A 26,910-nucleotide genomic window follows, 5' to 3' on the forward strand; every position below is an offset into this window, starting at 1 on the left:
CGTGCGCGCATTCGCGTGAAGCCGGACCTGCATCACCCAGCCCTCCGTCTCAACGCAACATAGGCTAGCCCAGCAACGATCGCTGGGGAATCAAAACAATCGTCCGAAACGAAACACGGAGGCGGGGGTCCAGTTTCACGGTAGTTCTGGATTCCCGCTTGCGCGGGAATGACGACGGAGCCCCCAAACGCAAAACGGGAGCGGACCGAAGCCCGCTCCCGCCTGTTGACCGTTCGACGCAACCGGGGGTCAGTTCACGTCGAAGCGGTCGGCATTCATCACCTTCGTCCAGGCCGCGACGAAGTCCTTCACGAACTTCGCCTGGTTGTCGTCCTGGGCGTAGACTTCCGAATAGGCCCGGAGGATCGAGTTCGAGCCGAAGGTCAGGTCGACAAGCGTCGCCGTGAACTTCGTCTTTCCGCTCTTGCGGTCGATCACGGCATAGCTGCCGTCATCGCGCTTCTCCCAGCGGTTCGACATGTCGACGAGATTGACGAAGAAGTCGTTCGTCAGCGCCCCCGGACGGTCGGTGAAGACACCGTGCGCCGTCCCGCCATGATTGGTGCCCATCGCCCGCATGCCGCCGACGAGGACGGTCATTTCCGGGGCGGTCAGCCCGAGAAGCTGGGTCCGGTCGACCATCATCTCCATCGACGCGGCCTGGTATTTCTTCACGTGATAGTTCCGGTAGCCGTCGGCCAGCGGTTCCAGCGCGTCGAAGCTTTCCGCGTCGGTCATCTCGGCGGTGGCGTCACCGCGGCCCGGCGTGAAGGGCACTTTCACGTCGACACCCGCGGCCCTGGCGGCTTTCTCGATCCCGACATTGCCCGCCAGCACGATCGTGTCGGCAAGGCTCGCCCCGGCGGCTTTCGCCAGCGGTTCGAGCGTCGACAGCACCTTTTGCAGGCGGGACGGCTCATTCGCCTCCCAGTCCTTCTGCGGGGCGAGGCGAATCCGCGCGCCATTGGCGCCGCCGCGCATGTCCGATCCGCGATAGGTCCGCGCACTGTCCCAGGCCGTCGAGACCATCTCGGCGGCCGAAAGCTCCGAGTCGGCGATCTTCTTTTTCAGGCCCTCGACATCGTAATTCGTCGGGCCGGCGGGGATCGGGTCCTGCCAGATCAGATCCTCGTCCGGCACGTCCGGGCCGATATAGCGGACTTTCGGGCCCATATCGCGGTGGGTCAGCTTGAACCAGGCCCGCGCGAACGTGTCCTTGAAATAATCCGGGTCGGCGCGGAAACGCTCCATGATTTCCCGGTAGATCGGGTCGACCTTCATCGCCATGTCGGCGTCGGTCATCATCGGCATCGTCCTGATCGACGGGTCCTCGACGTCGGGCGGCATGTCCTTTTCGTCGATCGAGACCGGCTTCCACTGGTTGGCGCCGGCCGGGCTCTTCGTCAGCTCCCACTCATGGTCGAGCAGCATGTCGAAATAGCCCATGTCGAACTTCGTCGGGTTCGACGTCCATGCCCCCTCGATGCCGCTGGTCACGGTGTCGCGGCCATGGCCCTTGCCCTTGGCATTGGCCCAGCCGAAACCCTGCGCCTCGACGCCGACGGCTTCGGGATCGGGGCCGAGCGTGGAGGCATCGCCATTGCCGTGCGCCTTGCCGACGGTGTGACCGCCGGCGGTCAGCGCCGCGGTCTCCTCGTCGTCCATCGCCATGCGCTTGAAGGTCTCGCGCACCGCCAGCGCCGTCTTCGCCGGATCGGGCACGCCCTTCACGCCTTCGGGATTGACGTAGATGAGGCCCATCTGCACCGCGGCGAGCGGGTTTTCGAGCGTTTCCTCGAGGTCGCTCTCATAGCGGTCGCGGCCGAGCCATTCGTTCTCGCCGCCCCAATAGACGTCCTTTTCCGGATGCCAGATGTCCTCGCGGCCGAAGGCGAAGCCGAACGTCTTCAGACCCATCGTCTCATAGGCCATGTTGCCGGCGAGGATCATCAGATCCGCCCAGCTGATCTTGTTGCCGTACTTCTTCTTGATCGGCCACAACAGGCGACGCGCCTTGTCGAGGCTGACATTGTCCGGCCAGGAATTCAGCGGCGCGAAGCGCTGATTGCCGGTGCCGCCGCCGCCGCGGCCGTCGGACAGGCGGTAGGAGCCGGCCGAGTGCCACGCCATGCGGATCATCAACCCGCCATAATGGCCCCAGTCCGCCGGCCACCACTCCTGGCTGTCGGTCATGAGGTCTTTCAGATCCTGCTTCAGCGCCTCGACATCGAGCGTCTTCAGCGCTTCGCGATAGTCGAACTCCTCGCCGAGCGGATCGGTCTTGCGGTCGTGCTGGTGCAGGATGTCGAGATTGAGTGCATTCGGCCACCATTTGGTGACCGAGCTACCCAGCGCCGTCATGCTGCCATGCATGACCGGGCATTTGCCTTGCGGCGTTTCGTTTCCGTCCATGGTGAGGACCTCCCTTCGAGCGCGGCGTTCGAGCGGCCGCTTTTTCGCTTGTGGGGAGAGTATGACTCCGCGAATGGGAATAAAGCCAATCGATAATTACGTGGTGAGGTATAGATACAATGAGTGGGTTTATGATCGACCGGGACGTTTCCCGGACGGCAAAGCCGGTCCGGGATCCACCTCTGGACCCCGGTCTTCGCTTCGCGAAACCGGGGAGCGGCGGGTAGAGTTTCCAGAATGCTTGTGAGCGGAGAGCTCCCTCCCTTCTCCCCTTTTGAAGGGGAGAAGGTGGCTGCAGGCCGGATGAGGGGTTTCTTAAGATCACCTCCACCCTGCTCTTCGCAGATTCCAAGACGTCACCCCCGTGAAGACGGGGGTCCAGATTGAAGGCCGTTCTGGATTCCCAATGCCCGTCCCCGCGGAGGCGGGGATCGCGGGAATGTCAGCCTCTGCCTCCCTTCTCCCCTTTTTGAAGGGGAGAAGGTGCCCGAAGGGCGGATGAGGGGTTCTGCTCCGTAGTCAGACGAGGGAGTCTGCCCCCTCACCCGGCGCTTCGCGCCACCCTCTCCCCCAAATGGGGGCGAGGGAAGGTGTGTCATTCGCACCGACGGTAGGCCCCGGAATAAATCCGGGGCCGGAATGACGCGAAGCTAAAACCGCCGTCCCACCCAGTCCGTGATCAGCGCCGCCAGCTCTTTCGGCCTTTCCCACATCGTCCAGTGGCCGCAGCCCTCGATGACGTGCATTTCGAGGTCCTTGCACAGCGCCGGCATCCAGCGCGCGAGCGAGGGCGGCAGCATGAAGTCGCATTCCGCCGAGACCATCAGGCAGGGCATGGAAAGCCGCAGATCGACCCCGCCCATCCGCTCCCAGTTGGCGTCGAAATTCTTGTAGAGATGGATCGGCGTTTTGAAGCCGGTCCTGCGATAAGTGTCGGCGAACACCTTCCGGTCCTCGGCTGAGACCACGATCCGGTCGTCCGGACGGCCTTCGAAATCCTCGAACAGCGCCACGATATGGGTCAGCTGCGGGCGCATCGCCTCCATCGCGCGGGCCGGAACCGGCGCGCCGAAGATGAAGGCGAAGAAATCGTCCTCGCGGCCCTCGAACGCCTTCTCGATCCCGTCTTCCTGGAAGCGCAGGATGTAGTGCTCCGGCCCGCTCAACTCGCGGAAGGCTTCGCTCGGCGGGGTAGAGGGGCGCGGCAGGTGCGGCGTGTTCACGCCGATCGCGCCGAGATAGCGATCCCCGGCCAGCGCCGCGCCGGGCCAGGAGATCAGCCCGCCCCAGTCATGCCCGCACCAGATCGCCTTTTCGATTCCCAGCGCATCGAGAAGACCCGTCAGATCGGCGACCATCGTGTCGATGCCGTAGTCGGCCGCGTCCGGCGGCGCGTCCGACCTGCCGAAGCCGCGCAGGTCCGGCGCGATGACCCGCAGCCCCGCCGCTATCAGATCGTCCCACAGCGGGCTCCAGGAAAAGGCGAGTTCCGGCCAGCCATGCAGGAGGAGGATCGGTATCCCGTCCCCCGGTCCGCCGATATGGACGGAAAGCTCGATCCCGTTGGTGGCGATGCGCTGCGGCGCGGGGAATCCGGTCAAGCGGCAACCTCTTTCTTCGCGCGGCGCAGCATGGAGACGGTGAAGCAGGCGAGACCCGCCCAGATGAAGCCGAATGTCACCGCGTGCGCCGGGGTGAAGGCCTCACCATAGGCGACCGCGCAGGCAAATTGCAGGGAGGGCGCGACGAATTGCAGGATTCCGAGCGTCGCCATGTTCAGCCCCCGCGCCCCGATGATGAAGAGCAGCAGCGGTGCGACCGTCATCGGCCCGGTCAGGATCAGGAGCGTGGCCGGCCACCAGCCATCGTTGAAATGCCCCTGGCCCTGCGCCGTGACGAAGCCGAGCGCGATCATCGACGGGATGGCGATAATCACCGTTTCCACCAGCATGCCGACCCGTCCGTCGACCGCGATCGTCTTGCGGATATAGCCATAGGCGGTGAAGCTGACGGCGAGGAAGAGCGCCAGAACCGGCAGATGCCCGACCGAGACGACCTGGTTGATCACGCCGATCAGGGCCAGCGCGATGGCGGCGATGCGCCACGGGCCGAGCTTTTCCCGGAAAACGAGAAGGCCGACGGCGACATTCATCAGGGGATTGATGAAATACCCCAGCGAAACCTCCAGCACCCGGCCTTCATTGACCGCGAAAATGAAGGTCCACCAGTTCGCCGCGATCAGGATGGCGGTGAGGAGGAGGAGGCCGAGCACTTTCGGCTTGGTCAGCGCATTGACCACCGCCGTCCAGTTCTTCCCCGCCCAGATCACCAGCAGCAGGGTCGGCACCGACCACAGCGCCCGGTGCAGCACGATCTCGGTCGCGCTGGCGAAGCCCAGAAGTTTGTAGAAGATCGGCGACAGGCCCCAGATCGTATAGCTCGACAGGGCCGCGATGCCCGCCCGCATGGACTCTGGTGGCTGGGTCGGGGTCATGGCGCGGGCCTCCGGTCAGGGGAGGCCCGCATATAAGTCTGCTTCACCGCCCCCGACACCCGGAATTTGCGCAGGGGCGGTCTGCTGAAATGAAGATCAGCCCAGAAGGCCGCGATTGTTCAGCCCTTCGGCGATTTGCACCGCATTGAGCGCGGCGCCCTTGCGCAGATTGTCGGCGACGATCCACAGCGCCAGCCCGTTTTCCACCGTCGGGTCCTCGCGCACCCGGCTGACGAAAACGGCGAACTCGCCGACGCTTTCCACCGGGGTGATGAAGCCGTCATCCTCGCGGTTGTCGATCAGCATGATGCCCGGCGCCTCGCGCAGCGTGTCGCGCGCCAGCTTGGCGGAAATCTCCCGCTCGAATTCGACATGCGCGGCGACGGCATGGCCGACGAAGACCGGCACCCGGACGCAGGTCGCGAACAGCTTGATCTTCGGGTCGAGAATCTTCTTCGTCTCGACCGTCATCTTCCATTCTTCCTGGGTGACGCCGCCCTCCATCAGATCGCCGATCCGAGGGATCACGTTGAAGGCGATCTGTTTCGGGAATTCGTTCTTCTCGACCTCGTCATTGACGAAGATGCCGCGCGTCTGCCGCCACAACTCGTCCATCGCGGCATTGCCCGCGCCCGACACCGACTGATAGGTCGCGCAGGACACGCGGGTGATCTTCGCCAGATCGTGCAACGGCTTCAGCGCCACCACGGTCTGGATGGTCGAGCAGTTCGGATTGGCGACGATCCGCTTCTTCGTGGCGCCGTCGAGCGCGTCCGGATTCACCTCCGGCACGACCAGCGGCACGTCCGGGTCCATGCGGAAGGCGGAGGAATTGTCGACGATCATCGCGCCCGCGGCGGTGATCTTCGGCGCCATCGCCTTGATCGCGTCCGACCCGCAGGACGCCAGCACCAGATCGACCCTGGAGAAGTCGAACGTGTCACTGTCCTCGACCTTGATGTCGCGGTCGCCATAGGACACCTCGACGCCGATCGATTTCCGGCTCGCCAGCGCGTGCACGCTGTCGGCGGGGAACATCCGCTCTTCGAGAATGGTCAGCATCTCCTTGCCGACCGCGCCGGTGGCTCCCAGAACCGCGACCCGTACACCCATCTCGTTCATCCTCGCCGGTTGAAGTCTCGCGCCTGCACATAAAGCCTCGCGCGTTCGGGCGGGAGGGGGCAGGTGCGAATTTGTGCGCTAGCTTTGCGCCGAAAACTCGGCAGACAGCGCTTTCATGTGCGCGGTGACCGGCGCGATCGGGTCGGAACGCAGCCGCCGCAGCAGCGCCTGCGCCCCGGACCGGGTCAGAAAGGCTTCCAGCTCGGCCAGCTCGTCGAGATAGGCCGACACGTCGGCGGCCGCCTCCCCGGCGGGCGCAGTGATCGCCTGCTGGGCCGCCTTCGCGTCGTTGAACGCCCGGAAGACGGCCTCGGCATCGCCTTGCGCCATGCGCTGGCGCAGCTTGCCGGCATCGGGAAAACCGGCCGGCGTCGCGATCGAGGTGCGAACGAAATCCTCCAGCGCGTCCGACAAATTTTCCAGCCCTTCGCGGAAGCGCTTCTGGACATAGTCCGTCTCCGCCAGGGCGGCGGATTTCTGCAGCGCCTCGGCCTGCAGCGCCCCCTGCACACGGGTCGCGCGCAATTCCTCGGACTGGACGCGCAGCGCACCCGCCTGCTGCAGGAAGCCGAGCACCAGCCACAGGAAGGCGGCGGGGCCGAACAGGCCGGCCAGGAAATCGCCGATCTCGTTGAGCGTCATGCCCTCGAGTTCGCCCAGACGCGGGATGACGATGGGCAGGACGAAGGACAGATAGGCGATGGTGAGGACGAGGCCGAACCACAGCAGGCCGTTGCGCCGCCGCTCGCGCCGGACAACGCGGCCATAGGCGGCGATGCGCGTCAGGATGTCCTTCATTCCCCGTCCTGGTCCCGGCCCAGGTTCCCGTCGCGGCGCGAAACCCGGGAGCGCAGCAGCACCATCGCCACGATCGCGGCGACCACACCGATCGCGATCACGTCGAGCCAGCTCGCCCCGAGCACGGCCGGCCGGGTCAGCGCGTCGAGACTGGCGAGGCCTTCGAGATGACGGTCGCCCCCGGCAAAGCCGACATAGACGGCCAGCCCGATCATCGCCGCGGCCCCAAGGCCCGCCCAGCGGATCATCGTGGTGGGATTGAAGCCGGCCGAGGACCGGCGCGCACGCTCCTGCGCGCGATGGGTGCGTTCGAGGAAGGCGCGGCGGCGGCGCGTCATGCCGAAAACGCCATTTCGCGATGAGATCGGGCGAAAGCCATGGACGCGATATTAAGGCTCCGCCAAGCCTTCGCACAGTTTTTCTTGCGCTTGGGTCGCATAAGCCTCATATCTGTACCCGCACGGGCGGCCTTGATGGCCCGGCGGAATACTGTGGTGAATGCCCGGCCATGCCGGAAAATGAAAACTCAGCCTTCCCCGAACGACGTTGCCTGAATGCCCTGCCGGGACGCCGGCGGGATAAGTGAATTGCGCCGGACGCGGCGTTCAGCGGGAAGGTTCCCCAATCATGGCCACAGGTACGGTCAAATTCTTCAACAAGTCGAAGGGTTTCGGCTTCATCACTCCGGATGACGGCGGCGCGGACGTGTTCGTCCACATCACCGCGATCCAGTCCTCGGGTCTGCCGGGTCTCGACGACGGCCAGCGCGTGTCCTTCGACACCGAGCCGGATCGCCGCGGCAAGGGTCCGAAGGCGGTCAACCTGCAGTACGCCGAGTAATTCCGCCCATAACGGAATTCGAAACGGCCGCCGGGCATCCCGGCGGCCGTTTTCTTTTACGGTCAGGTCCGTGGCTCAGGGCTGGCCGTGTTCCGCCGCCATTTCGGAGCGCACGCGGATCGCCGTCGCCGGGAAGTCCGCGAACACCCCGTCGACCCCGAGCGCATACAGCGCGCGCAACTCTTCCTCGACATTGCTGCCGATCACCGGCTCCCGGTCGTCGCGCACCGTCCAGGTGTGGACGACAAGGCCCAGATCGTGCGCCGCCTCGACATAGCCCGAGGACGATCCGTCCTCGTTGAACAGCAGCCCCTTGTAGGGCCCCACAGCATCGGCAAACAGCGCGATGGCTTCCAGCGGCAGTCCGCCGGCATTCCCTTCCGGATCATCCGGACCGGAATAGAGCATGGCGAGGCGCACATCGCTTTCCGCATCCATCCGCTGCAGGAAGCTGGCATCGAAGGACTGCACGACCACGGCCGCATCGGCGCGGTCGAGATCACGGTCCCGCAGCGCCGCCAGCAGAAGCGGTAGCGGATCAAGCCCCCATTCGGCGAACTCGGCGGGATGTTTCACTTCCGGTTCGATCGCGATCGTGCAGGAACAGGCCGCTTCCTGCTCCGCCACCATGTCGAGAATCTCCTCGAAGGTCGGCACCAGGAAGACGCCGTCATAGGTGCGCGACCGGCCTTCCTGCGGCTGGATGGCATGCAGCATGCGCAGCTCTTCCAGCGTGAAATCCTGAACCCACCAGTCAGTCATGCCGAGCAGCTCGCGGCGGCGATCGGCAAATTCGGGATGCGCCATGACATTCGTCGTGGTCGAGAGATAGGCGTCATGGCGCGCGACGAGCACGCCGTCCGCCGTCACGACCAGGTCGGGTTCGATCACGTCCGCGCCCTGTTCGATGGCCAGCAGGTAGGCCGCCATCGTGTGTTCGGGCCGGTCCCCGGATGCGCCGCGATGCGCAATCACCAGCGGCGCGGTGCCGTCGAGCGTGTTCCAGATACCGGCCTCGGCAGCGTCCGGCGCGCCGGTCTCCGGGCCGGAACAGCCGGCAGCCAGAAGACCCGCCGCCGCGACCAGCCATGTCGGTGCAAATCTGTGCATGCGGGGTCCCCTTCGAAGCGCTCACAGACTAGCGTGTATTCGCCGCCCGAGGGAGCCACAAATGTCCGCAGAGTCACCGACCCGTTTCGACCGCCTTGCCGAAACCGCCACCCGCTACGGCCAGGCCAGTCTCGACAACTACACCCTGATCCGCTCGCTCGCCGAACAGCTCAGCGATGGCTTCTGCAAATATCTGGGTGACAAGAAGAGATGCGTCTGGCTGGTGCCGCCCGAGGGCGCTTGGCTGCCGCAGAATTACGGCTCCGGCGCGTTTTCGGTCTCGGGCAAGGGCTTCCTGCCGCTCGCCCCGATCAGCTTCGGCCTTGCCGTGCGCGTGACGCATACGGGCGACTGGATCCGGATCGTGGTCAGCGCGGCGAAACAGGGACCGGACCTTGATGTCGCGATTGCCGGCGGACCCGATTTCGACTTCCGCCTGCCGATCACGCCGGAACGGCTGAGAGAGTTTTTCGACGCGCTCTACGCGCATCTGACGAACTATTTCAAGGAAGCCGCCGACCATTTCGAAAGCGGCAGCTATGGCGGCCGCGATATCGGGTTCGACTTCACCCACACCGAGACCGAGCCGCCTCCGGCTTGAAGCACGCACATTCAGGATCACCGGAGCACGTTCGCTGGCGGGCTTTCCCCTCGCCCCCTTTAGGGGGAGAGGGGGCAGGGGTGAGGGGGTGTGGACCCTACTCCGATTTCGGAGCGGAACCCCTCATCCGCCCTTCGGGCACCTTCTCCCCTTCAAAAGGGGAGAAGGGAGACGTGCTGCCTACCCGCCCAGCGCGTGCAGCGCCTCGGCGAGATTGTTCTGGAAGAAGCTGAACGCATCGCCCGCGGCCGTGGGCTCGAGCCCCGTCGCATTGGCCGCGACCAGACCGCCCGACGCCAGCGCGCCGAGCACCAGGCTGGAATAGAAGCGCCGCCGTGCAATCAGCCGGCCGAACCGCCACGCTGCGGTCAGGACGGCGCGATGGCCGAACAGGGCCACCGCCCCTCCGATCAGAAGCGCGGCTCCGGCAGAGATGGCGGCGATTTCGATTTCCGGACTGATGAACATGGCAGATCTCCCTCTTGCTGGAGGAAACCTGCCATTGCCTGTCTGATCCGGTCCTGACCGCGGTGGTCAGGCAGTGTTCATCAACCGCCGATGCGGTCGGGGAAGTCGCGCGGCTGCGATCCGCCGGGCTCCGCGCCATGGCAATACGGCCAGTTCGGGTTGTTCGGATCGCCGTCACAGGTCGACGGACGGCCCTCATAGGGCGTGATGCACCCGGCCAGGAGAACGGAAACGAGAAGCAAGGCGCCGGCGGCACCCGCGCGGCGGATACGCTGAGTCATGACAACCCCCAAAAGGACTGCCGCCACAATCGGGGCAAAACGCCCCGGTCGCAAGGCCGCACGGGACACATTCACGCCGCTTTAACGCCGCTCGGCGATCACGGTAAGCGGATAGTGAACTTCCGGAATGGACGGTTTCCGGACCGGAGGGGAAAAGAGAGATGACCGACCGGCGCACTCCGCCAGCGCCCTGGCGGCGCGATCCGCCCGAACGGCGCGTCCCGGGCTACCGCCCCGGCACGCCGCAGCGCCGCGCCCGCAAACCGGCCGGGGGCGGAGGCTGGAAGCGTCTGATCCGGCCGCTCCTGTCCGTTTTCATCATCGCCTTTCTCGCCGGCTCGGCCTTCCTCATCGCCATCGCCCGCGACCTGCCCTCGATCGATACGCTCGACACCGATCCGATGCGCGTCGGCGGCATCGTCTTCCTCGACCACGAGGACCGGGTCATCGCCCGGCGCGGGGCCAGCCATGGCCGCGCCCTCACGGTCGACGAATTGCCGCCCTATCTGATCGACGCCGTTCTGGCGGTCGAGGATCGGCGCTTCTACGACCATCACGGCGTCGATCTGCGCGGCACCCTGCGCGCCCTGTGGGCCAACATCCGCGCCGGACATGTCGTCCAGGGCGGCTCGACCATCACCCAGCAGCTGGCGAAGAACCTCTTCCTGACGAGTGACCGCACCATGCTGCGGAAAATTCAGGAAATGATGCTCGCCTTCCAGCTGGAAGCGCGCTTCACCAAGGACGAGATTCTCGCCCTCTATCTCGACCGGGTCTATTTCGGGGCTGGCACCTACGGCGTCGAAGCCGCCGCCCAGCGCTATTTCGGGCGCAGCGCCACCGAGGTCTCGCTCGGCGAGGCCGCCCTCCTCGCCGGCCTGTTGAAAGCCCCGTCGCGCTACAGCCCGGCCAACGATCTCGGCCGCGCCGCCGCGCGCGCCACCGTCGTGCTCGACCTGATGTACGAGACCGGTCGCATCACCGAGGAAGAACGCCTCGCCGCCGCGGAAACACCGATCCGCGTCGCGCGCGAAGCCTCCAGCCCCGGCGCCGGATATTTCATCGACTGGATCGCCGGACAGGTTCGTGAACTGGCGGGCGAGCCCCGCGCCGACCTGATCGTCCGCACCACGCTCGATGTCGATGCGCAGCGGGCCGCGGAAGCCGCCCTGCGCAACGTGCTCGACAATCCCGATACCGCCCGTGGCGCCACCCAGGGCGCGATGGTCGCCCTCGCCCCCGACGGGGCGGTGCGTGCGATGGTGGGCGGGCGCGACTATGCCGCCTCGCAATACAACCGCGCCGTCCTCGCCCGGCGTCAGCCCGGTTCCTCCTTCAAGACCTTTGTCTATGCCGCCGCCTTTGAAGGCGGGTTGACCCCGAACGATGTCCGCGACGATCTGCCGATCACCTATGGAAACTGGTCGCCGGAGAATTACTCTGGCCGCTATGCCGGCCCGATCACGCTGCGCGATGCCTTCATCGACTCCTCGAACGTCGTCGCCGTCCGCGTTGCGGAGGAAACCGGGCGCGGCCATATCGCCGCCCTGGCGCAGCGGCTCGGTATCGACAGCGAAATCAGGCTCGACCGGTCGATGGCGCTCGGCGCTTTCGAGGTGACGCCGATCGAACTGGCCGGGGCCTATACCGCCTTCGCCAATGGCGGGTTTCGCGCCGACCCCTACGCCATCCGCGGCATCGAAACGGTCGACGGCGATGTGCTCTATGTCGACGACGACACGCCCGGTCCGGTCGTGCTCGATGCGCGGACCCTGACCTGGATGCGCGAATTGATGAGCGGCGTGGTCAGCTACGGCACCGGCCGCGCGGCGGGGATTCCCGGACGTATCACCGGGGGCAAGACCGGCACCACGAACGACAATCGCGATGCCTGGTTCGCCGGCTATGTCGACGGCATGACCACGGCGATCTGGGTCGGGAATGACGATTTCAGCCCAACCGAACGCGCCGCGGGCGGCGGACCGCCGGCCCTGATCTTCCGCGCTTTCGCCGAAGCGGCGCCGGTCGAACCCCTGCCCGCCCAGCCGCGCTGGCAACCTGATCCCGAGGAGGAAGAAGAGGAGGCGGACGATCCGATCTCCTCCTTCCTGTCGCGCCTCGCCGGCGGGAACTAGTTCAGGATCGTTCCCTTCTCCCCTTTTTGAAGGGGAGAAGGTGCCCGCCAGGGCGGATGAGGGGTTCTGCTCCGTAAGCGCGGTTTGGGGCTGTCCCCCTCACCCGGCGCTTCGCGCCACCCTCTCTTCCCAATGGGGGCGAGGGGACGTGCGAGTCCGCGGGAAACCTCAGCCCACATTCCCCTGTTTCAGGGGCAGACGCCCGTCATCATTACCGTTTAGTATGGTGAGCAATCGGGAACAGTCCGGACCGGAAACCTGCAGACAGGGGAATTGAATGCGTCTTACCCAACTCACCACCAGCGCCGCCATTGCCGTGCTTGTCGTCGCCTGCGGCGGCAATGAAAACGGCGGTTCCACGACCGAGGTCGACGAGGCCACGGCGGCGTCCGCGCTCGAAGCGCTTCATCTCGCCACCTCCGGAGAAGGGGCGGTGTCCTGGGGTGAACGCAGCTTCGACGATGGCGTCTACACCTTCACCGACGTCGTCTTCACCGACACGACGCCGGAAGCTGACGAAGAAGAAGCGGCGCTGACCGACGAGGACGGCAATGCGATCGAACTCGAGGCCGGCAACGATGTCGATTTCGACACCGTCCGCGCCGAGCGCATGATCGTCGCGGCCCCGCGCTTCGACGACGAAGGCAATGTCATCTTCGACCGCCTGTCGATCGAGAACGCCTCCTTCGTGGGCGAGGATGGCGCGACCTCCAGCGGCGGGTTCGAGCGCCTCCTGCTCGAAACGCCGAATGCCGCCATGGTCGCCGACTTCGCGCGCGGCTTCTCCGGCGAGGAGATGGACGAGGACGAGGATCCCGACTTCGCCAGCTACCGCTTCGGAAATTTCGCCTTCGAGGGCCTGACGATGTCCTCGCCCGAGGCGGATGAAGACTTCGAATTCTCCCTCGCCCGTTTCGCCATGGTCGATTACCAGGGTGACCGGCTCGGCCGTTTCGAGATTTCCGGCGTCAGCTTCACGGGCACCGATCCGGACGCCGGCGAGATCCGCTTCGGTTTCGATGAAATGGTGATGGAGAATATCGGCCCGTCGCTCTTCCACGCCTTCCAGACCGGAATTGCCTCGGAAATGGCCGCCATGTCCGGCGAAGAGGCGGAAACCGTCGAGATCGATCTCGACAATTACGACCCGTTCGACGCCTATGACAGCTTCCGCTTCACGGGGCTGGACGCGAATATCGGCGGCGTCATCGTCACCATGGAGTCGCTGACAGCCGAGGTCGATGAGCGCTCCGACGAGGTGATCGTGACCTCAAACATGACTCCGCTCGTCGTGCGCCCCAATACCGAACAGGCCTTCGGCGCACAGCTGGCTCTGGGTCTCGGCATGCTCGGCTACCAGCAGATCGAGCTGCATGGCGAAGCCGAGAGTGTCTACGACCGCGGCGACGATCGCGCCTATTCCCGCGGCGACAACTATTTCGAGATGACGGACGGTTTCCGCATCGAGTCCGAGTTCGACATGGCCGGCTACATGAATTACGCGCGCCAGGCGATGCAGATGTCGACCACGATGCAGCCGGGCGAGTTCGATGAGACGCAGATCATGGAGATGCTCGACGCGCTCATGATCAACCGTTTCGTCTTCCGCCTCGAGGACCACTCCCTGCTCGACCGGGCCCTGACCGCGGGCTCTGCCGCCCAGGGCATGACGAAAGCCGAGCTGCGCCAGCAGGCCGCCGCGATGATCGGGCTCGGCCTGATGGGGGCTCCGGCGGAAATTCCCCGGCCGCTGATCTCCGAACTGTCGGAAGCCCTCGTCGGCTTCATCAATGAGGGCGGCACGATCGTGATCGCGATGGAACCCGGCGAGCCGGTCTCCATGGGCGCACTGGTCCGCGCCGCGGAATCCGGAAGCTTCGACTACGAGGCCTACGGTCTCTCCGTCACCGCCGAGCCTGCGGCGGAATAGGCCGCACGGCCGCGCAGACAAGCAAAAGCCCCGGCGGGATCCGCCGGGGCTTTTCATTTCAGGGCGGGAAAACCGGCGATCAGGCCGCCTTCTTCTTCCCCTTTCCGCCCGACGTCGCATGCTCGCGGAAGAAGGCCGCCATGCGCGGCGCGATCTCGGCGCGGAAACGGCTGCCGTTGAACACGCCGTAATGGCCGACCTTCGGCTGCACCCAGTCGACGCGCATCGCCTCGGGGATGTTCACGCACAGATCGTGCGCCGCCTGGGTCTGGCCGATGCCGGAAATATCGTCCCGCTCGCCCTCAACCGTCATCAGAGCGACATCGGTGATCGCCGCGGGGTTCACAAGGCGGCCGCGATGCATCAACTCACCGCGCGGCAGGGCGTGCTCCTGGAAGATCAGCTTGATCGTCTGCAGGTAGAATTCCTCGGTCAGATCCATGACGGCGAGGTATTCGTCGTAAAACTCGCGGTGCTTCTCGACCGGCTCTCCGTCGCCCTCGACGAGGTTGGAGAAATACTGCCAGTGGGCATCCACATGCTTGTCCCAGTTCATGTTCATGAAGCCGGCCAGCTGCAGGAAGCCCGGATAGACCCGCCGCATCGCGCCCGGATAGGGCGGCGGCACGGTGTGGATGACATTGTTCTCGAACCATTCGAACGGCTTTTCCTCGGCCAGCTTGTTCGGCACGGTCGGGGATTTTCGCGTGTCGATCGGCGAGCCCATGAAGGTCATGCTCGCCGGACGGGCCGGATCCTTGTCCTCGGCCATCAGCGACACTGCCGCCAGCACCAGAGGACCCGGCTGGCAGACCGCCACGACATGCGTGTCCGGGCCGATTTCGGTGATCATCTGGCGGACATGGTCGATATAGTCGCTGACATCGAACCGGCCCTCGGTCAGCGGCACCATGCGCGCATCGATCCAGTCGGTGATGTAGACTTCGTGGTTCGGCAGGAAGGTCTCGACCGTACCCCGCAGCAGGGTCGCGTAGTGACCCGACATCGGCGCGACCAGCAGGAGTTTCGGATCGCCCGGCTTCACCCCCTCGCGGGAGAAATGCACGAGGTCGGCCCACGGGCTCGACCACACCGTCTCCGGTGTGACCTTCACCGTCTTGCCGTCGATCTCGGTCGCCGGCAGCATCCAGTCCGGCTTGCCGTAGCGGCGCGTCACCGACTCGAACAGATCGGCGGCCGCCGCGGCGGCGCGTCCGGCGAAGGTGTCGCCGACCGGATTCCACGGCGCGCGCAGCATCCGCCGCGACGCGTTCGCCGCCGCCCGCCAGGGCGTCAGCGCCAACCGTGTCATTTCGTGCATGCTGTAGAGCATGTGTCCTCCCTGCGCCCCGTTTCAGGGGCGAGAATGCGGGCTAACCGGCGGTCAGGATGACCGCTCCTGGTCAAGGAAGTCTTGAAGCGCGTCGGCAATCGCCTGCGGCGTGTGGCCGTGGCTGAACACCGTTACGAATTCGCCTTCGAAGTCCATCAGATAGATGAAGGAGGTGTGGTCGACGAGATAGCTCTCATCTTCCTGGCCTTCCTCCGTCTCGCGGTAGATGACGCGGTATTCCCCGGCCACCTGCGCCACCTGTTCCGGCGTGCCGGTCAGGCCGATCAGCCCGTCCGGGAAGGCATCGCTCTGCACATAGGCGGCCAGCGCCTCGGGCGTATCGCGGCGCGGATCGACGCTGATCAGGATCGGCTGGACGAGCGCCCGCTCGGCCTCGTCGAGCTGGGCCAGCGCGGCGTCCATCGTCTGCAGCGAGAAGGGGCAGATGTCCGGGCAATAGGTGAAGCCGAAATAGATCAGCATCGCCTTGCCGCGGAAATCTTCGTCCGTCACCGTCTCCCCGTCCTGATTGACGAGGGTGAAGGGTCCGCCGATCTGTGCCTGGCCGCTGGAGCGGACAATCGGCGCGCTGTCGCGCGTGCCCGTCAGCATCAGGATGCCGAACATGAGGACGAGCACCGCAAGGCCCGCCAGAAGCGCGTAAATCCAGACCGGTTGCCGGGAAAAAGGCATGATGCAGTGCAACTCCCGTTACGCCGCAGTGCAGCAAAACGAACCGGAAGGTAAGACTCCATTCCCCTCGCGTCCATGCCCGATTGCGGTATAGGTCAGACATGAGCTTCGAAACCGATTGGGAATCGACCCCGCCCGACTCCGACCGCGGCCCGCTGCTCGGCCGGCTGCGCCTGCGTTCTCTGGTCAATCTGCGCTGGCTGGCCGTGCTCGGTCAGAGCGTCGCCATCCTGATCGTCTTCTTCGGCTTCGGCTTCGACCTGCCGATCCTCTTCTGTGCTGCCTTCATCATGGCCAGTGCGGGTCTCAATGTCGGGCTTCACCTGACCCGGCCCTTGCAGCGCTTCGCCACCGACCGCGAGGCCTTCTGGCAACTCGCCTATGACGCGGTCCAGCTGATCGGTCTCGTCACCCTGACCGGCGGCTGGTCCAACCCTTTCCTGATTCTCTTGGTGGCGCCGATCACGGTCGGCTTTGCCGCCTTGCCGCCGCGCTGGTCCGCCGCCCTGGTGGCCATCGCCATGGCCGGGGGCGGGTTGATGGCCTATGACGCCTTTCCCCTGCCCTGGAATGAGGGTGATCGGCCCAGCCTGCCGGACCTTTATCTGGCCGGCATGGCGACCGCGATGATCATCACCATCGCCTTCACCGCCGCCTACGCCTGGCGCATCGGACAGGAAGCCCAGCGCATGGGCGCGGCCCTGACCGCGACACAGGGCATTCTCGCCCGCGAACAGCGCCTGTCCGCGCTCGGCGCACTGTCGGCTGCCGCCGCCCATGAACTCGGCACACCGCTCGCGACGATCCAGTTGACCGCGAAAGAGCTGGCGCGCGGCGCGACCGACCCGGTGGTGAAGGAAGACGCCGAGCTTCTGGTCAGCCAGGCCGAGCGCTGCCGTGACATCCTGAAACGCCTGTCCGAACAGCGGAACGCCAGCGACGCCATGCATGACCGCGTGGCCCTGAACGATGCCCTCGAAGAGATCTCCGCGCCGCTGCGCGGTCTCGGCACCGCCATCGTGATCAAGCTGCGGCCTCCGCAAGACGGCGCTGAGACGCCGGTCCTGATCCGCCAGCAGGAAATCCTCTACGGCGTCGGCAATCTGATCGAGAATGCGGTGGAGTTCGCCGATGCCCGCGTCAACGTCACCGGCTGGTGGGACGAGACCCGGATCGGAGTCATCATCGAGGATGACGGCCCCGGCTTCTCGCCCGACATCCTGTCGAAGATCGGCGAGCCCTATATCTCCAGCCGCAAGCGCGGCGAACCCGGCGGAGGACTCGGCCTCGGCGTCTTCATCGCCATCACGCTCAACGAGCGCCTCGGCGGCCATGTGCACGTGTCCAACGAGTCCGCGCTTGACGGGGCAAGGGTCACCGTCACCTGGCCCCGCTCGCGGGTGGAAGTTGCGGGGAACGCGGTCTAGATAGGATTCCCGCATACGGACGAAAGTTTGATTCGATCATGACTGACACAGGCGCCCCGCTCGACCTTCCCGAAGACCGCACGCTTCTGGTGCTCGATGACGATGCGCCCTTCCGGACCCGTCTGGGGCGCGCCATGACCCAGCGGGGCTTCATTGTTTCCGCCGTCGGCACGGTCGACGAGGCGCTGGAGATCGCCAGGCAGAACCCGCCCGCCTTCGCCGTGCTCGACCTCCGGCTCGATGACGGGTCGGGTCTCGACGTGGTCAAGGCGCTGCACGAATCCCGCGGCGATTGCCGGGTCGTCATGCTGACCGGCTACGGCAACATCGCCACCGCGGTCGCGGCGGTGAAATCCGGTGCGGTCGACTATCTCTCCAAGCCGGCCGACGCCGAGGACGTGATCAAGGCGCTGCTCAATCGCGGCGATGCCCCGCCCCCGCCGGACAATCCGATGTCCGCCGACCGGGTGCGGTGGGAGCATATCCAGCGCGTCTACGAATCCTGCGGCCACAATGTTTCCGAAACCGCACGGCGGCTGAACATGCACCGGCGCACGCTGCAGCGGATTCTGGCCAAGCGCGCGCCGCGCTAAATCTTCCGGGAGGATGGAAATGGCCGAAACCTTCCATATCGGCTTCCTGCTCTTCCCCAACCTGACCCAGCTCGATTTCACCGGGCCGCTGCAGGTACTGGCCCGCCTGCCGGGCGCGAGAATCCATCTCGTGGCCAAGACGAAAGGTCCGGTCGAGACCGATTGCGGCCCCTTCCTGCTCGCCGATACCGATTTCACCGACTGTCCGAAGCTCGACATGCTGTGCGTGCCCGGCGGTTTCGGCATCGACCAGGCGATGCAGGACGCCGACACAATCGCCTTCGTGAAGCGCCAGGCCGAAGGGGCGCGCTATGTTACCTCGGTCTGCACCGGCGCCTTCATTCTCGGCGCGGCGGGCCTCCTAAAAGGCAAGCGCGCGACCACGCACTGGGCCTGGCATGCCCATCTCGCGCGGGTCGGCGCGGAGCCGGTGAAGGCGCGCGTCGTGCGCGACGGCCATCTCTTCACCGGCGGCGGCGTCACCGCCGGGATCGATTTTGCCCTCACCATCACGGCGGAGATCGCCGGCGAAAGCGTCGCCCGGGCGATCCAGCTCGGCATCGAATACGATCCGGCCCCGCCCTTCGACAGCGGTTCGCCGGACGTCGCCGAACCCGAAACCCTGAAAATCTGCGAAAGCCGCTATGCCGGCCGGGTGGCGGAGTTCGAAGCCGCCCTCGCCGCCGCGCTCGGCTAGACGTCGAGCCGCATCAGCCGTTCCGCCGCGCAGCGCGCGAAGCGAAGCGTCACCGCCTTGCGCCGCGCCCCGGCGAGGGGGTGGTGCGGGGATTCCCGGAGGATCGCCGCGCCGAACCCGTCGGCCACGATCAGTCCGGCATCCTCGGGCAGGATGTCGCGCGGAAAGCGCGCCGACACGGCGAAATAGAGCCGGTCGCAATAATCCCGGTATTCATGCCATTTGTTGTCGGCGCGGAAGTCGGCAATGCCGGACTTGATCTCGACGATGGTGATCTCACCCTTGGGGCCGACCGCGAACAGATCCGCCCGGCGGGACGAGGCCAGCGAAAACTCCGGAATCGCGTTGTAGCCGTGATCATGGAGCAGCCGCGCCGCGCCGCGCATCAGGAGGCGGGCATCGTCGATCGCCGGATTGGCGGCGGAAGCGAGGGCATCAAGGCTCATGACCGTGATTTTGTTCTCTCTTCGTTCAGGATGCAACCCGCCCTGTCACGCCCTACATCCGCGGAACCATGATCCGGCATTCCCCCCTGCCCTCGCTCGATGAATTCGCCGCCCTCGCCGCACAGGCCTGGGAGGCCATGCCCGCCGGCTTCCGCGAAATGTGCGGCAGCGTGGTCATCCGCGTCGACGATTTCGCGGAACAGGAAACGCTCGACTATTTCGGGATGGACGACCCGTACGAGCTGACAGGCCTCTATCACGGCGTCGACCTGTCGCAGAAATCGACCCTCGACAGCGGTTCCATGCCCGATCAGGTCTGGCTCTACCGCAAACCCATCCTCGCCGAATGGCAGGCGCGCGGCGATGTGCGCCTGACCGACCTCATCGCCCATGTCCTGGTGCACGAGATCGGCCATCATTTCGGCCTCAGCGATGACGACATGCACCGCATCGAGGACGAGGCCTGACGCGCCTCAGCCGGAGACACCCCAGCGCTCGATCCACGGCGTCAGTATCTTCACCGCACCCTGCATCTGCTCAGCATAGAGCTTCCACTGTCCCGTGGAGCGGGCCTCGATCGTCTCGCGCAGCTGCGGCGCGGACGGCGTGCGGATGTCGGCCGTCTCGGCCCGGGCCGCAACGTCGAGCATGCCCTCCTGCCAGTCGAGCCCGGCAAACCCGGCCATCGCCTTGCCTTCAGCCTCGGGTGATCCTGCCAGCGTCTCGTAGGACTGAAGCCGGACATCGAGACCGGGCAGGAGGCGCTGTGCGGCGTCCAGCAGACGGTGCGAGGCATCGTAATAGGCCGCCGCCGTGTCGATCGTCATGAATTGCACCGTGGACGGATTGGGTTCGAAGCGCTGCCTGAACGCCGACAGGACCGCATCGCGCGGATCGCGCGTCATGACGATGAATTTTGCGTCCGGGAAGACGGCGCCGAGTGCCGCAATCATGGCGAGATTGGCCGGCAACTTGTCGACCAGTATGCGGCCATCCTTGAGCGGACCTTCGGGCCGCGCCGCCTTCCAGTAGGCCCGGCGCAGCCCCGTGCGCCGTTGCGGCGGCATGGTGAGGAAGTCGCGCCAGCTTTCCGCGCTTCGTCCGGCCGCTTCGAGGATCGCCCCGGCATTCTCGCGCTCGTCAGACAGAACCACCTTGTCATGCCCGGCAAGGATCTGCGCCGCGAGCGTCGTGCCCGAGCGGGGAAAGCCGACGAGGAAGACCGGCGGCGGCGGGGCCTTCTCCTCGATCCCCGTCAACGTAGCAGGCTGCGCATCGCGCAGGGCCTTCAGCAACGAGATGAGGTGCGGAAGGGAGTAATCGGAGTCTCCCCAGGCATGGATGGCGGACTGGTAGAGCAGGCGGTTGGCTTCGCTGAAGCGCGCGAAGGCGTCGTCATGCCGCCCGGCCTTCTCCAGCGCTTCGCCCAGCCGTCCGATCGCCTGCGCCCGCAGCGCGGGATTGCCCTTGCCCGCCGCCAGTCCGGTCTCGAGCCGGGCGATCACCGTGTCGGGGGTCTCGGTCTTCAGCGCCTCTCCGGCCCAGACCGCCAGCGCCAGCGGGTGGTCCGGGGCGTGATCGAGCGCATGCGCGGCCAGGCCACCCGCCTCCGCATACGCCCCGCCGCGTGCCTTCGCATCGGCATAGGAGGCGAGCGTGTCGGCATGGTGTGGCGCCATCTGCAGCGCGCGTTCGAACCCGGCATAGGCCTCGTCATAGCGGCCGAGATCGCGGTCGAGTCGGGCAATTCCGAGCACCGCGTCGAGCGCGCGCGGCTCCTTGCGCAGCACGTCCTGCCAGGCGCGGCGGGCGAGGTCATACTTGCCCGCCTCCTTGTAGAGCAGCGCCAGCAGGTTGAGCGTCAGCGGATCGCGCCCGCCTGCCTTTTCCGCCTTTCGGGCGAACGCGATGGCCCCGTCCGTATCGCCCATGGCGCGCAGCGCCCAGGCCTTCAGGAAGTAGGCGCCGGGATATTTCCCGGCCCGGCGCAGCGTCTCCTCGGCGATCTGCACGCCTTCCCTGGGCCGGCCCTGCTCGACCGCCCTGAGGCCTGCCTCGATCGCGCGCTTCGGATCGAAGCCGGGATCAGTGCTCATAGCCCCAATACTCCACCCAGCTTTCAAGGAAGGGCATCGCCGGTTCGAAGGCGAAGGCGTAATTCTTCCACCGCCCGACCGAGTCCGAATAGACCGGCTTGTCGACCTGCGGACCGGACGGCGTGTTGATCTGGCGGTCCTTGGCCTTCGCGCGGTAGTCGAGCACCCCGTCGTCCCAGTCGAGCCCGAGGAAGGCGATCGCCTTGCGCGCCTCGCCCTCAAGGTCGGCGACGAGGTCCTCATAGCGCACGACATGCACGTCGAGATCGGGCATCGCCCGCCGCGCCGCCTCGGCCGCGCCGAAGCTGGCATCATACCAGGCGGCGGCATCTTCCATGTCGAGCATGCGGAACATCGCCGCGCCCATGGCGAAGCGCTGCTGCAACGCCGACAGCACGCAGTCGCGCGGATCGCGCACCGCCATCAGGAATTTCGCGCCCGGGAACAGCCGGCCGATCAAGCCGATCCAGCCGAGATTGGCTGGCAGCTTGTCGACGAAGACCTCGCCCGCGCCCGGCTGACCGTCCGGACAGGCGCGCTTCCAGTATTCCGACCGCAGGCGTTCCAGCGTGGCGTCGTCCGCCGCCATCAGATCCGGCAGTTTCGACTGATATTCCCCGGTCTCGGCCAGAGCCGGCCAGACATGCGCCATTTCCTCGCTGGTCGTGATCACGGGGTGCGCCGCGAGGATGTTTTCCAGAAGCGTCGTACCCGACCGCGGAAAGCCGACGAGGAAGACGGGCGACGGGCCCTCCGCCGTTCCGGCCGTCAGGCCCTCGGCCTTGTCGAAGAAGAACTTCGCCCGCCGCACCCCGGCCAGCGAATAGGGCGTCTCGTCATTGCCATAGGCCGGCAGCGCCCAGTCGCGTTCGCGCCGGTTGGCCTCCGACCACGCCTCCCACGCGCCGCGATGATCGCCCTCGGCCTCGCGCACATCGCCCAGCGTCTTCAGCGCCAGCGCGGCATTGACCGGCGAAGCGTTCGACAGCGACACGGCCTCCATGCGCTGGCGCGCACTCTGCGTTTCGCCCCGGCGCAGCTCGGCATCACTCTTCACCGCCGACAGGACCGGATCGCCTGCTGCCAGCTTCAGCCCGCGTGCGGCGACCGCCTCGGCATCCTCGAAGCGGCGCATCGAGTGCAGCGTATGGGAGAGGCTGCGCAGGCCCGCGATATGGTTCGGATCAAGCCGGATGCAGCGCTGATAGGCCGCGGCCGCACCCGCCTTGTCGCCGAGATCGAACAGCGCCATGCCGCGATAGAAGGCCGCCAGCGGCTGTTCCGGGTTCGCCGCTTCCGCCTTCGCGAGGGCCGCTTCGGCCTCGCGGCTCTGCCCCAGGCCCTGGTGTGCGAGCCCGAGGAAGATCAGCACACCCGCCTGCCCCGGCGTGCGCGCATCGAGTTCGCTGAAAATCTCCAGCGCCCCGGCATAGTCATAGACCGCCCGGCGGCACATGCCCTTGAGATAGAGCGCCTCGGTGTCGTCCGGATTGTCGCGGATCAGCGCGTCGGCCAGCGCCTCGGCCTCTTCCGGACGGCCCATGCGCAGGCGTGTATGCCCTTCCGAAAGGCGGGGATCGGGAATGCTCATGCGCGGATCTCGTCCATCATCGTTCTCGCCCATCGGGGCACGGTCTCGCTCGCGGGTCCATAGTCGGTGACATCGAAGAAATGCCCGCTTTCGCCCGCTTCGAGCGACAATTCCCAGGTTCTCGCGCCCGCCGCCTTCGCCGCTTCGGCGAAGCCGGCCGCCGGCCACACCGTGCCGGACGTGCCGATCGCGGCGAAATGCGTCGCGGTTTCGAGCGCCGAGAAGATCTCGTCCATCCCGAGCGGGATTTCCCCGAACCACACGACATGCGGGCGCATCTGCCCGTCCCGGCCGCAGGCGGTGCAGGCATCGGCGATCGACAGATCCGTGCGGCACGCGATCACCGTCTCGCACGCCCCGCAGCGCGCCTTGAACAGCTCGCCATGCATGTGGATCAACGCCCGGCTGCCGGCGCGCTCATGCAGATCGTCGATATTCTGCGTCACCAGCAGGAAATCCCCGCCCGAGGCGAGCCAGGTCGCTTCCAGCTCCGCCAGCGCGGTGTGGGCGGCGTGCGGCTCAGCCGCGACGAGCCCCTGCCGGCGGGCGTTGTAGAATCCGTGCACGGCGACGGGGTCGTTCGCGAACCCCTCCGGTGTCGCCAGCTGCCGCCAGTCGAATTTCGACCAGACGCCGTCCGTGTCGCGGAAGGTGCCGAGCCCGGATTCCGCCGATATCCCCGCCCCGGTCAGGATGACGAGGGAGGGCGTCATCCGGCCGCATAGCCCCAGTGTTTCGCCCAGTAGTCGAGCGTGGGCAGCACAGGTTCGAGGGCGAAGCGATAGTCTTTCCAGCGCCCGATCGACTTCGTGTAGACCGGTTCGGTCACCTGTGTCGCCGAAGGCGTGGTGATGGTGCGCGTCTTTGCCTTTTCCCGGTAATCCATCACGGAAGGATCCCAGTCGAGGCCGAGGAAACCGATCATCCGCTTCGCCTGACCCTCGACATCGCCGACGAGGTCTTCATAGCGGACCTCCAGCACCGACAGGTCCGGGAAGGCGCGCATCGCGGCTGTACCGGCGCCCGTCGCGGCGTCGTAATAGCCTGCCGTGCCTTCGACCGTCAGCATGGCGTAATTCGCCGAATTCATGCCGAAGCGTTGCTGGAAGGCCGACAGCACCACATCACGCGGGTCGCGCAGCGCCAGCAGGATTTTCGCGTCCGGGAAGACCTTCGCGATCACGCCGAGCCACATCATGTTCAGCGGCAGCTTGTCGATGAAGACCTCGCCCGGCTTCGGCGCGCCGCCGGCGGACTTCCAGTACGCCTTGCGCAGCCCCTTCATCCGGTCGGGATCGCCCTTCATCAGCTCGGCCAGTTCCGCTTCGCTGCGGCCGGCGGCATCGACCAGCGGCTTGATCGAGGCGTCCTCGCCCGTCGTCGTGATCGCCGGATGCGCGGCCAGGATCTGTTCCATCAGCGTCGTGCCCGCACGCTGGAAGCCGACGAGGAAGACCGGGGCCGGCCCGTCGCCCTGTGGCTTGGGCGAGGACGGCGAAAGCCCCTCGTTGAACGCCCGCACCCGCTTGGCGGCATCCAGCGAATACGCCCCGCTATCGCCGGCATACTGGTCGGCGAAATGCGTGCGCAGACGGTCATTCGCCGTCTTCCACGCCTCGAACGCGCCGGCGAAATCGCCGGTGGCTTCCTTCGCCTCGCCGAGACGCCCGAGCGCGATGGCGGTGTTCACCGCATCGGGATTCTGCGTCCAGAGCAGCTGCATCCGCGCCACGCCCTTGGCCGGTTCGCCCCGGCGCACATCGGCGCGGCACAGGACGGACAGCGCGACGGGGTCGTCCGGCACCTGGCCGGTCACGCGCAGCGCCAGCGCCTCGGCGCGGCGGTCTTCGCCCAGCTCCGACAGCGTGTGGGCGAGACCGCGGATCGCGTAGTAATGGTCGGGATTGACTGCCAGTGCCCGATCATAGGCATCCACCGCGCCGCGCCGGTCACCCTTGTCATAGAGCAGGCTGGCGAGATTGTAGGAAAGGTCGGCATCGGGCCGGCCCTCGTCCTGCACCTTCTTCAATAGCCTGATCGCCGTCTCGCCATCGCCGGTATCGAGCACGCACAGCGCCAGCAGCACCGCGATCACCGGCTCGTCCGGACGCGCCTTGGCCAGCTTGCGCGCCAGCCTTAGCGCGGTCTCCGGATCGCCCGCCACGCGGCGGCACTGGGCCTTGAGATAAAGGCCCATCAGATCGTCCTTGCGTGCCGCGAGCACCGCGTCGGCGACGGCCTCGGCCTCGCCCAGCTGCCCCGCGCCCAGCATCTGCAGGCCGGCATTCACCGTCTCCAGCGCGACCTGTTCGCTCATCTCCTCGGCCATGCCGGGATCCCTCTTCGTTGCCGGTGACCCTTATGCAAGAGCCGGGCACGCAAAGCAAAACGCCCGCCGGATTTCCGGCGGGCGTTGTGCAGTTGACCGGGCCGGACAGGCCGGCCGGAAATCCTATTCGTCGTTCGAACGGCCGGTCGTGCGCTCGGTGATACGGGCCGACTTGCCGGCGCGCTGGCGCAGGTAATACAGCTTCGCACGGCGCACCTTGCCGCGGCGGACAACCTCGATCTTGTCGACGATCGGGGAGTGGGTCGGGAAGACACGCTCCACGCCTTCGCCGAACGAGATCTTGCGGACGGTGAAGGACTCGTTGATCCCGCCGCCATTCTTGCCGAGGCAGACGCCTTCGAACACCTGGATACGTTCGCGGTCGCCTTCCTTGATGCGCACGTGAACCTTCAGCGTGTCACCCGGATCGAAGGACGGGATGGTCTTGCCTTCGAGAACGCGCGCGGCTTCCTCGCGTTCGATTTCTTCGACGATATTCATGTCTCACTCTCCATCGCGCCGGCTGTGTCTCGCCCACAGGTCCGGACGGCGTTCCTTCGTAATCCGCTCCGCCTGCTCCCGTCTCCACGCCGCGATCTTCGCGTGGTTGCCCGAGAGCAGAACCTCGGGGATCTCCCTGTCCTCCCACACGCGCGGACGCGTGTAGTGAGGATATTCGAGGAGATCGCCCTCGAAACTTTCCTCTTCGGCGGAGGCTGGGTCCCCGATCACCCCGGGGATCAGCCTGACGCAAGCCTCGATGAGGTATTGCGCCGCCACTTCACCGCCGGCGAGCACCGCATCGCCGACACTGACTTCCTCCATCCCGCGCGCTTCGATGACCCTCTGGTCGAGGCCTTCGAAGCGGCCGCAGAACACGACAACGCCGGGTCCCGCAGCCAGCTCGCGTACGCGGGTCTGGGTTAGCGGACGGCCCCGGGGCGTCAAGTAGATCAGCGGCCGTTCCCCGTTGTGCGGGGCAGTCACCGCGTCGATCGCCGTTGCCGCCACATCGGGGCGAAGCACCATTCCAGCGCCCCCGCCGGCCGGGGTGTCGTCAACGGAGGCGTGCTTATGACGGGAAAACTTCCGGATGTCCACAGTCTCTAGCGCCCATAATCCATGGTTCAGCGCCGTCCCGATCACGGAGACGCCGAGCACGCCCGGAAACGCATCCGGGAAGAGGGTGAGCACGCTGGCCTTGAACATGGCGGCGGGGTTTAGCAGCGAAGACGGACGAGGGCGAGTCGGGGTTTCCACAGCCCGCCCGGACGTTTCCCGGACGGCGAAGCCAGTCCGGGATCCAGGCGGCGAGCAATATGGGCCCCGGACTTCGCTGCGCGAATCCGGGGAGCGTCACACAAAATCGTCCGTCACCCCCGCGCAGGTGTTGTGTCCCGTGAGATTGTTGAGGCGCTGAGCGGGGCTTTCGTAATCGAGACATCGCAGGCGGGTCTGGTTGTAGTTTCGGACGAAGTCGAGGATGTAGCGGTTTCGCTCCTCGTGGGTGTCGA

Annotated in this window: 26 protein-coding genes; 8 read left to right on the top strand and 18 right to left on the bottom strand. The window is 66.2% G+C overall.

Going from position 1 to position 26,910, the window contains the following annotated elements; all coding sequences use genetic code 11:
• Nucleotides 1–249 precede the first annotated feature (249 nt).
• The 6 genes from katG to L5876_RS14140 form a co-directional block, all read right to left on the bottom strand.
• Entirely contained in the window at nucleotides 250–2,412 is a 2,163-nt protein-coding gene (katG, locus tag L5876_RS14115; RefSeq protein ID WP_236957000.1) for a catalase/peroxidase HPI, read from the bottom strand.
• A gap of 650 nt (nucleotides 2,413–3,062) precedes the next feature.
• Nucleotides 3,063–4,013: an alpha/beta fold hydrolase gene (locus L5876_RS14120; protein WP_236957001.1), complete on the bottom strand. Its 951-nt coding sequence runs from the start codon at nucleotides 4,011–4,013 to the stop codon at nucleotides 3,063–3,065.
• Complete coding sequence (gene rarD / locus L5876_RS14125) at nucleotides 4,010–4,906, bottom strand: EamA family transporter RarD (RefSeq protein ID WP_236957002.1); 897 nt, start codon at nucleotides 4,904–4,906, stop codon at nucleotides 4,010–4,012. The genes L5876_RS14120 and rarD overlap by 4 nt, the downstream gene beginning before the upstream one ends.
• Before the next feature lie 96 nt (nucleotides 4,907–5,002).
• On the bottom strand, nucleotides 5,003–6,019 hold the full coding sequence (locus tag L5876_RS14130) for an aspartate-semialdehyde dehydrogenase (RefSeq protein ID WP_236957003.1): 1,017 nt from the start codon (nucleotides 6,017–6,019) through the stop codon (nucleotides 5,003–5,005).
• Between the two features lie 87 nt (nucleotides 6,020–6,106).
• Nucleotides 6,107–6,826, bottom strand: coding sequence for a hypothetical protein (locus L5876_RS14135; protein WP_236957004.1), 720 nt, complete (start codon nucleotides 6,824–6,826; stop codon nucleotides 6,107–6,109).
• Complete coding sequence (locus L5876_RS14140; RefSeq protein WP_236957005.1) at nucleotides 6,823–7,164, bottom strand: hypothetical protein; 342 nt, start codon at nucleotides 7,162–7,164, stop codon at nucleotides 6,823–6,825. Before L5876_RS14140 ends, L5876_RS14135 begins: the two co-directional genes overlap by 4 nt.
• Nucleotides 7,165–7,450: 286 nt before the next feature.
• Between L5876_RS14140 and L5876_RS14145 the strand changes: the two genes are divergently transcribed.
• A complete protein-coding gene (locus L5876_RS14145; RefSeq protein ID WP_343164971.1) occupies nucleotides 7,451–7,666 on the top strand; it encodes a cold-shock protein in 216 nt (71 codons plus the stop codon).
• Between the two features lie 75 nt (nucleotides 7,667–7,741).
• Here L5876_RS14145 and L5876_RS14150 read toward each other — a convergent pair whose 3' ends face one another.
• On the bottom strand, nucleotides 7,742–8,776 hold the full coding sequence (locus L5876_RS14150; RefSeq protein ID WP_236957006.1) for a glycerophosphodiester phosphodiesterase family protein: 1,035 nt from the start codon (nucleotides 8,774–8,776) through the stop codon (nucleotides 7,742–7,744).
• A gap of 61 nt (nucleotides 8,777–8,837) precedes the next feature.
• Between L5876_RS14150 and L5876_RS14155 the strand changes: the two genes are divergently transcribed.
• Nucleotides 8,838–9,377, top strand: coding sequence for a hypothetical protein (locus L5876_RS14155; RefSeq protein WP_236957007.1), 540 nt, complete (start codon nucleotides 8,838–8,840; stop codon nucleotides 9,375–9,377).
• A gap of 180 nt (nucleotides 9,378–9,557) precedes the next feature.
• On the opposite strand, the gene L5876_RS14160 is transcribed toward L5876_RS14155, so the two are convergent.
• Nucleotides 9,558–9,845, bottom strand: a complete 288-nt coding sequence (locus tag L5876_RS14160; RefSeq protein ID WP_236957008.1) for a hypothetical protein — start codon at nucleotides 9,843–9,845, stop codon at nucleotides 9,558–9,560.
• 80 nt (nucleotides 9,846–9,925) lie between these two features.
• Nucleotides 9,926–10,126 (bottom strand): hypothetical protein, encoded by a 201-nt coding sequence (locus tag L5876_RS14165; protein ID WP_236957009.1) that lies wholly within the window; start codon nucleotides 10,124–10,126, stop codon nucleotides 9,926–9,928.
• A gap of 161 nt (nucleotides 10,127–10,287) precedes the next feature.
• Here L5876_RS14165 and L5876_RS14170 point away from each other — a divergent pair, with 161 nt between their 5' ends.
• Together L5876_RS14170 and L5876_RS14175 are read left to right on the top strand one after the other, a co-directional pair.
• On the top strand, nucleotides 10,288–12,261 hold the full coding sequence (locus L5876_RS14170) for a transglycosylase domain-containing protein (RefSeq protein ID WP_236957010.1): 1,974 nt from the start codon (nucleotides 10,288–10,290) through the stop codon (nucleotides 12,259–12,261).
• Nucleotides 12,262–12,538: 277 nt separating this feature from the next.
• Nucleotides 12,539–14,191 (top strand): hypothetical protein, encoded by a 1,653-nt coding sequence (locus L5876_RS14175; RefSeq protein ID WP_236957011.1) that lies wholly within the window; start codon nucleotides 12,539–12,541, stop codon nucleotides 14,189–14,191.
• Nucleotides 14,192–14,270: 79 nt separating this feature from the next.
• Here L5876_RS14175 and L5876_RS14180 read toward each other — a convergent pair whose 3' ends face one another.
• Together L5876_RS14180 and L5876_RS14185 are read right to left on the bottom strand one after the other, a co-directional pair.
• Nucleotides 14,271–15,524, bottom strand: coding sequence for a polyhydroxyalkanoate depolymerase (locus L5876_RS14180; RefSeq protein WP_236957012.1), 1,254 nt, complete (start codon nucleotides 15,522–15,524; stop codon nucleotides 14,271–14,273).
• 51 nt (nucleotides 15,525–15,575) lie between these two features.
• Nucleotides 15,576–16,217: an SCO family protein gene (locus L5876_RS14185; RefSeq protein ID WP_236957013.1), complete on the bottom strand. Its 642-nt coding sequence runs from the start codon at nucleotides 16,215–16,217 to the stop codon at nucleotides 15,576–15,578.
• A 101-nt stretch (nucleotides 16,218–16,318) separates the two neighbouring features.
• On the opposite strand from L5876_RS14185, the gene L5876_RS14190 reads away from it, so the two are divergent.
• Genes L5876_RS14190 through L5876_RS14200 form a run of 3 tightly spaced genes read left to right on the top strand, consistent with a single transcriptional unit; the run spans nucleotide 16,319 to nucleotide 18,934 of the window.
• Complete coding sequence (locus L5876_RS14190; RefSeq protein ID WP_236957014.1) at nucleotides 16,319–17,644, top strand: ActS/PrrB/RegB family redox-sensitive histidine kinase; 1,326 nt, start codon at nucleotides 16,319–16,321, stop codon at nucleotides 17,642–17,644.
• Between the two features lie 38 nt (nucleotides 17,645–17,682).
• Nucleotides 17,683–18,237, top strand: a complete 555-nt coding sequence (locus L5876_RS14195; RefSeq protein ID WP_236957015.1) for an ActR/PrrA/RegA family redox response regulator transcription factor — start codon at nucleotides 17,683–17,685, stop codon at nucleotides 18,235–18,237.
• Between the two features lie 19 nt (nucleotides 18,238–18,256).
• Entirely contained in the window at nucleotides 18,257–18,934 is a 678-nt protein-coding gene (locus tag L5876_RS14200; protein WP_236957016.1) for a DJ-1/PfpI family protein, read from the top strand.
• Here the strand turns inward: L5876_RS14200 and L5876_RS14205 are convergent.
• The gene (locus L5876_RS14205) at nucleotides 18,931–19,380 is read right to left on the bottom strand and encodes an MmcB family DNA repair protein (RefSeq protein WP_236957017.1); all 450 of its coding nucleotides are present in this window, start codon (nucleotides 19,378–19,380) and stop codon (nucleotides 18,931–18,933) included. The two genes, L5876_RS14200 and L5876_RS14205, sit on opposite strands and share 4 nt — an antisense overlap.
• Nucleotides 19,381–19,448: 68 nt before the next feature.
• On the opposite strand from L5876_RS14205, the gene L5876_RS14210 reads away from it, so the two are divergent.
• Nucleotides 19,449–19,847 (top strand): metallopeptidase family protein, encoded by a 399-nt coding sequence (locus tag L5876_RS14210; protein ID WP_236957018.1) that lies wholly within the window; start codon nucleotides 19,449–19,451, stop codon nucleotides 19,845–19,847.
• Between the two features lie 6 nt (nucleotides 19,848–19,853).
• On the opposite strand, the gene L5876_RS14215 is transcribed toward L5876_RS14210, so the two are convergent.
• From L5876_RS14215 to trmD, 6 genes are all read right to left on the bottom strand, one after another.
• Nucleotides 19,854–21,476 carry a tetratricopeptide repeat-containing sulfotransferase family protein gene (locus L5876_RS14215; protein WP_236957019.1) on the bottom strand — a complete coding sequence of 541 codons (1,623 nt, stop codon included), beginning with the start codon at nucleotides 21,474–21,476 and terminating at the stop codon, nucleotides 19,854–19,856.
• Entirely contained in the window at nucleotides 21,466–23,067 is a 1,602-nt protein-coding gene (locus L5876_RS14220; protein ID WP_236957020.1) for a tetratricopeptide repeat-containing sulfotransferase family protein, read from the bottom strand. The genes L5876_RS14215 and L5876_RS14220 overlap by 11 nt, the downstream gene beginning before the upstream one ends.
• Nucleotides 23,064–23,780 (bottom strand): NAD-dependent deacylase, encoded by a 717-nt coding sequence (locus L5876_RS14225; protein WP_236957021.1) that lies wholly within the window; start codon nucleotides 23,778–23,780, stop codon nucleotides 23,064–23,066. The genes L5876_RS14220 and L5876_RS14225 overlap by 4 nt, the downstream gene beginning before the upstream one ends.
• Nucleotides 23,777–25,396, bottom strand: coding sequence for a sulfotransferase (locus tag L5876_RS14230; RefSeq protein ID WP_236957022.1), 1,620 nt, complete (start codon nucleotides 25,394–25,396; stop codon nucleotides 23,777–23,779). The genes L5876_RS14225 and L5876_RS14230 overlap by 4 nt, the downstream gene beginning before the upstream one ends.
• A 123-nt stretch (nucleotides 25,397–25,519) precedes the next feature.
• Nucleotides 25,520–25,897 (bottom strand): 50S ribosomal protein L19, encoded by a 378-nt coding sequence (rplS, locus tag L5876_RS14235; protein ID WP_236957023.1) that lies wholly within the window; start codon nucleotides 25,895–25,897, stop codon nucleotides 25,520–25,522.
• A gap of 3 nt (nucleotides 25,898–25,900) precedes the next feature.
• Nucleotides 25,901–26,605, bottom strand: coding sequence for a tRNA (guanosine(37)-N1)-methyltransferase TrmD (trmD, locus tag L5876_RS14240; RefSeq protein WP_236957024.1), 705 nt, complete (start codon nucleotides 26,603–26,605; stop codon nucleotides 25,901–25,903).
• Nucleotides 26,606–26,910 lie beyond the last annotated feature (305 nt).

Origin of the sequence: Hyphobacterium sp. SN044 (genome assembly GCF_021864465.1) — a bacterium.
Taxonomy (GTDB): Bacteria; Pseudomonadota; Alphaproteobacteria; order Caulobacterales; family Maricaulaceae; genus Hyphobacterium.

Bases quoted from the DNA above. Each gene is read 5' to 3' on its own strand.
- L5876_RS14230 (WP_236957022.1), bottom strand. From the start codon at position 25,396: ATGGCCGAGGAGATGAGCGAACAGGTCGCGCTGGAGACGGTGAATGCC.
- L5876_RS14130 (WP_236957003.1), bottom strand. From the start codon at position 6,019: ATGGGTGTACGGGTCGCGGTTCTGGGAGCCACCGGCGCGGTCGGCAAG.
- L5876_RS14205 (WP_236957017.1), bottom strand. From the start codon at position 19,380: ATGAGCCTTGATGCCCTCGCTTCCGCCGCCAATCCGGCGATCGACGAT.
- L5876_RS14165 (WP_236957009.1), bottom strand. From the start codon at position 10,126: ATGACTCAGCGTATCCGCCGCGCGGGTGCCGCCGGCGCCTTGCTTCTC.
- L5876_RS14210 (WP_236957018.1), top strand. From the start codon at position 19,449: ATGATCCGGCATTCCCCCCTGCCCTCGCTCGATGAATTCGCCGCCCTC.
- L5876_RS14170 (WP_236957010.1), top strand. From the start codon at position 10,288: ATGACCGACCGGCGCACTCCGCCAGCGCCCTGGCGGCGCGATCCGCCC.
- L5876_RS14215 (WP_236957019.1), bottom strand. From the start codon at position 21,476: ATGAGCACTGATCCCGGCTTCGATCCGAAGCGCGCGATCGAGGCAGGC.
- L5876_RS14160 (WP_236957008.1), bottom strand. From the start codon at position 9,845: ATGTTCATCAGTCCGGAAATCGAAATCGCCGCCATCTCTGCCGGAGCC.
- L5876_RS14225 (WP_236957021.1), bottom strand. From the start codon at position 23,780: ATGACGCCCTCCCTCGTCATCCTGACCGGGGCGGGGATATCGGCGGAA.
- katG (WP_236957000.1), bottom strand. From the start codon at position 2,412: ATGGACGGAAACGAAACGCCGCAAGGCAAATGCCCGGTCATGCATGGC.
- L5876_RS14185 (WP_236957013.1), bottom strand. From the start codon at position 16,217: ATGCCTTTTTCCCGGCAACCGGTCTGGATTTACGCGCTTCTGGCGGGC.
- L5876_RS14150 (WP_236957006.1), bottom strand. From the start codon at position 8,776: ATGCACAGATTTGCACCGACATGGCTGGTCGCGGCGGCGGGTCTTCTG.
- rplS (WP_236957023.1), bottom strand. From the start codon at position 25,897: ATGAATATCGTCGAAGAAATCGAACGCGAGGAAGCCGCGCGCGTTCTC.
- L5876_RS14195 (WP_236957015.1), top strand. From the start codon at position 17,683: ATGACTGACACAGGCGCCCCGCTCGACCTTCCCGAAGACCGCACGCTT.
- L5876_RS14220 (WP_236957020.1), bottom strand. From the start codon at position 23,067: ATGAGCATTCCCGATCCCCGCCTTTCGGAAGGGCATACACGCCTGCGC.
- L5876_RS14140 (WP_236957005.1), bottom strand. From the start codon at position 7,164: ATGACGCGCCGCCGCCGCGCCTTCCTCGAACGCACCCATCGCGCGCAG.
- rarD (WP_236957002.1), bottom strand. From the start codon at position 4,906: ATGACCCCGACCCAGCCACCAGAGTCCATGCGGGCGGGCATCGCGGCC.
- L5876_RS14180 (WP_236957012.1), bottom strand. From the start codon at position 15,524: ATGCTCTACAGCATGCACGAAATGACACGGTTGGCGCTGACGCCCTGG.
- trmD (WP_236957024.1), bottom strand. From the start codon at position 26,605: ATGTTCAAGGCCAGCGTGCTCACCCTCTTCCCGGATGCGTTTCCGGGC.
- L5876_RS14155 (WP_236957007.1), top strand. From the start codon at position 8,838: ATGTCCGCAGAGTCACCGACCCGTTTCGACCGCCTTGCCGAAACCGCC.
- L5876_RS14175 (WP_236957011.1), top strand. From the start codon at position 12,539: ATGCGTCTTACCCAACTCACCACCAGCGCCGCCATTGCCGTGCTTGTC.
- L5876_RS14200 (WP_236957016.1), top strand. From the start codon at position 18,257: ATGGCCGAAACCTTCCATATCGGCTTCCTGCTCTTCCCCAACCTGACC.
- L5876_RS14135 (WP_236957004.1), bottom strand. From the start codon at position 6,826: ATGAAGGACATCCTGACGCGCATCGCCGCCTATGGCCGCGTTGTCCGG.
- L5876_RS14190 (WP_236957014.1), top strand. From the start codon at position 16,319: ATGAGCTTCGAAACCGATTGGGAATCGACCCCGCCCGACTCCGACCGC.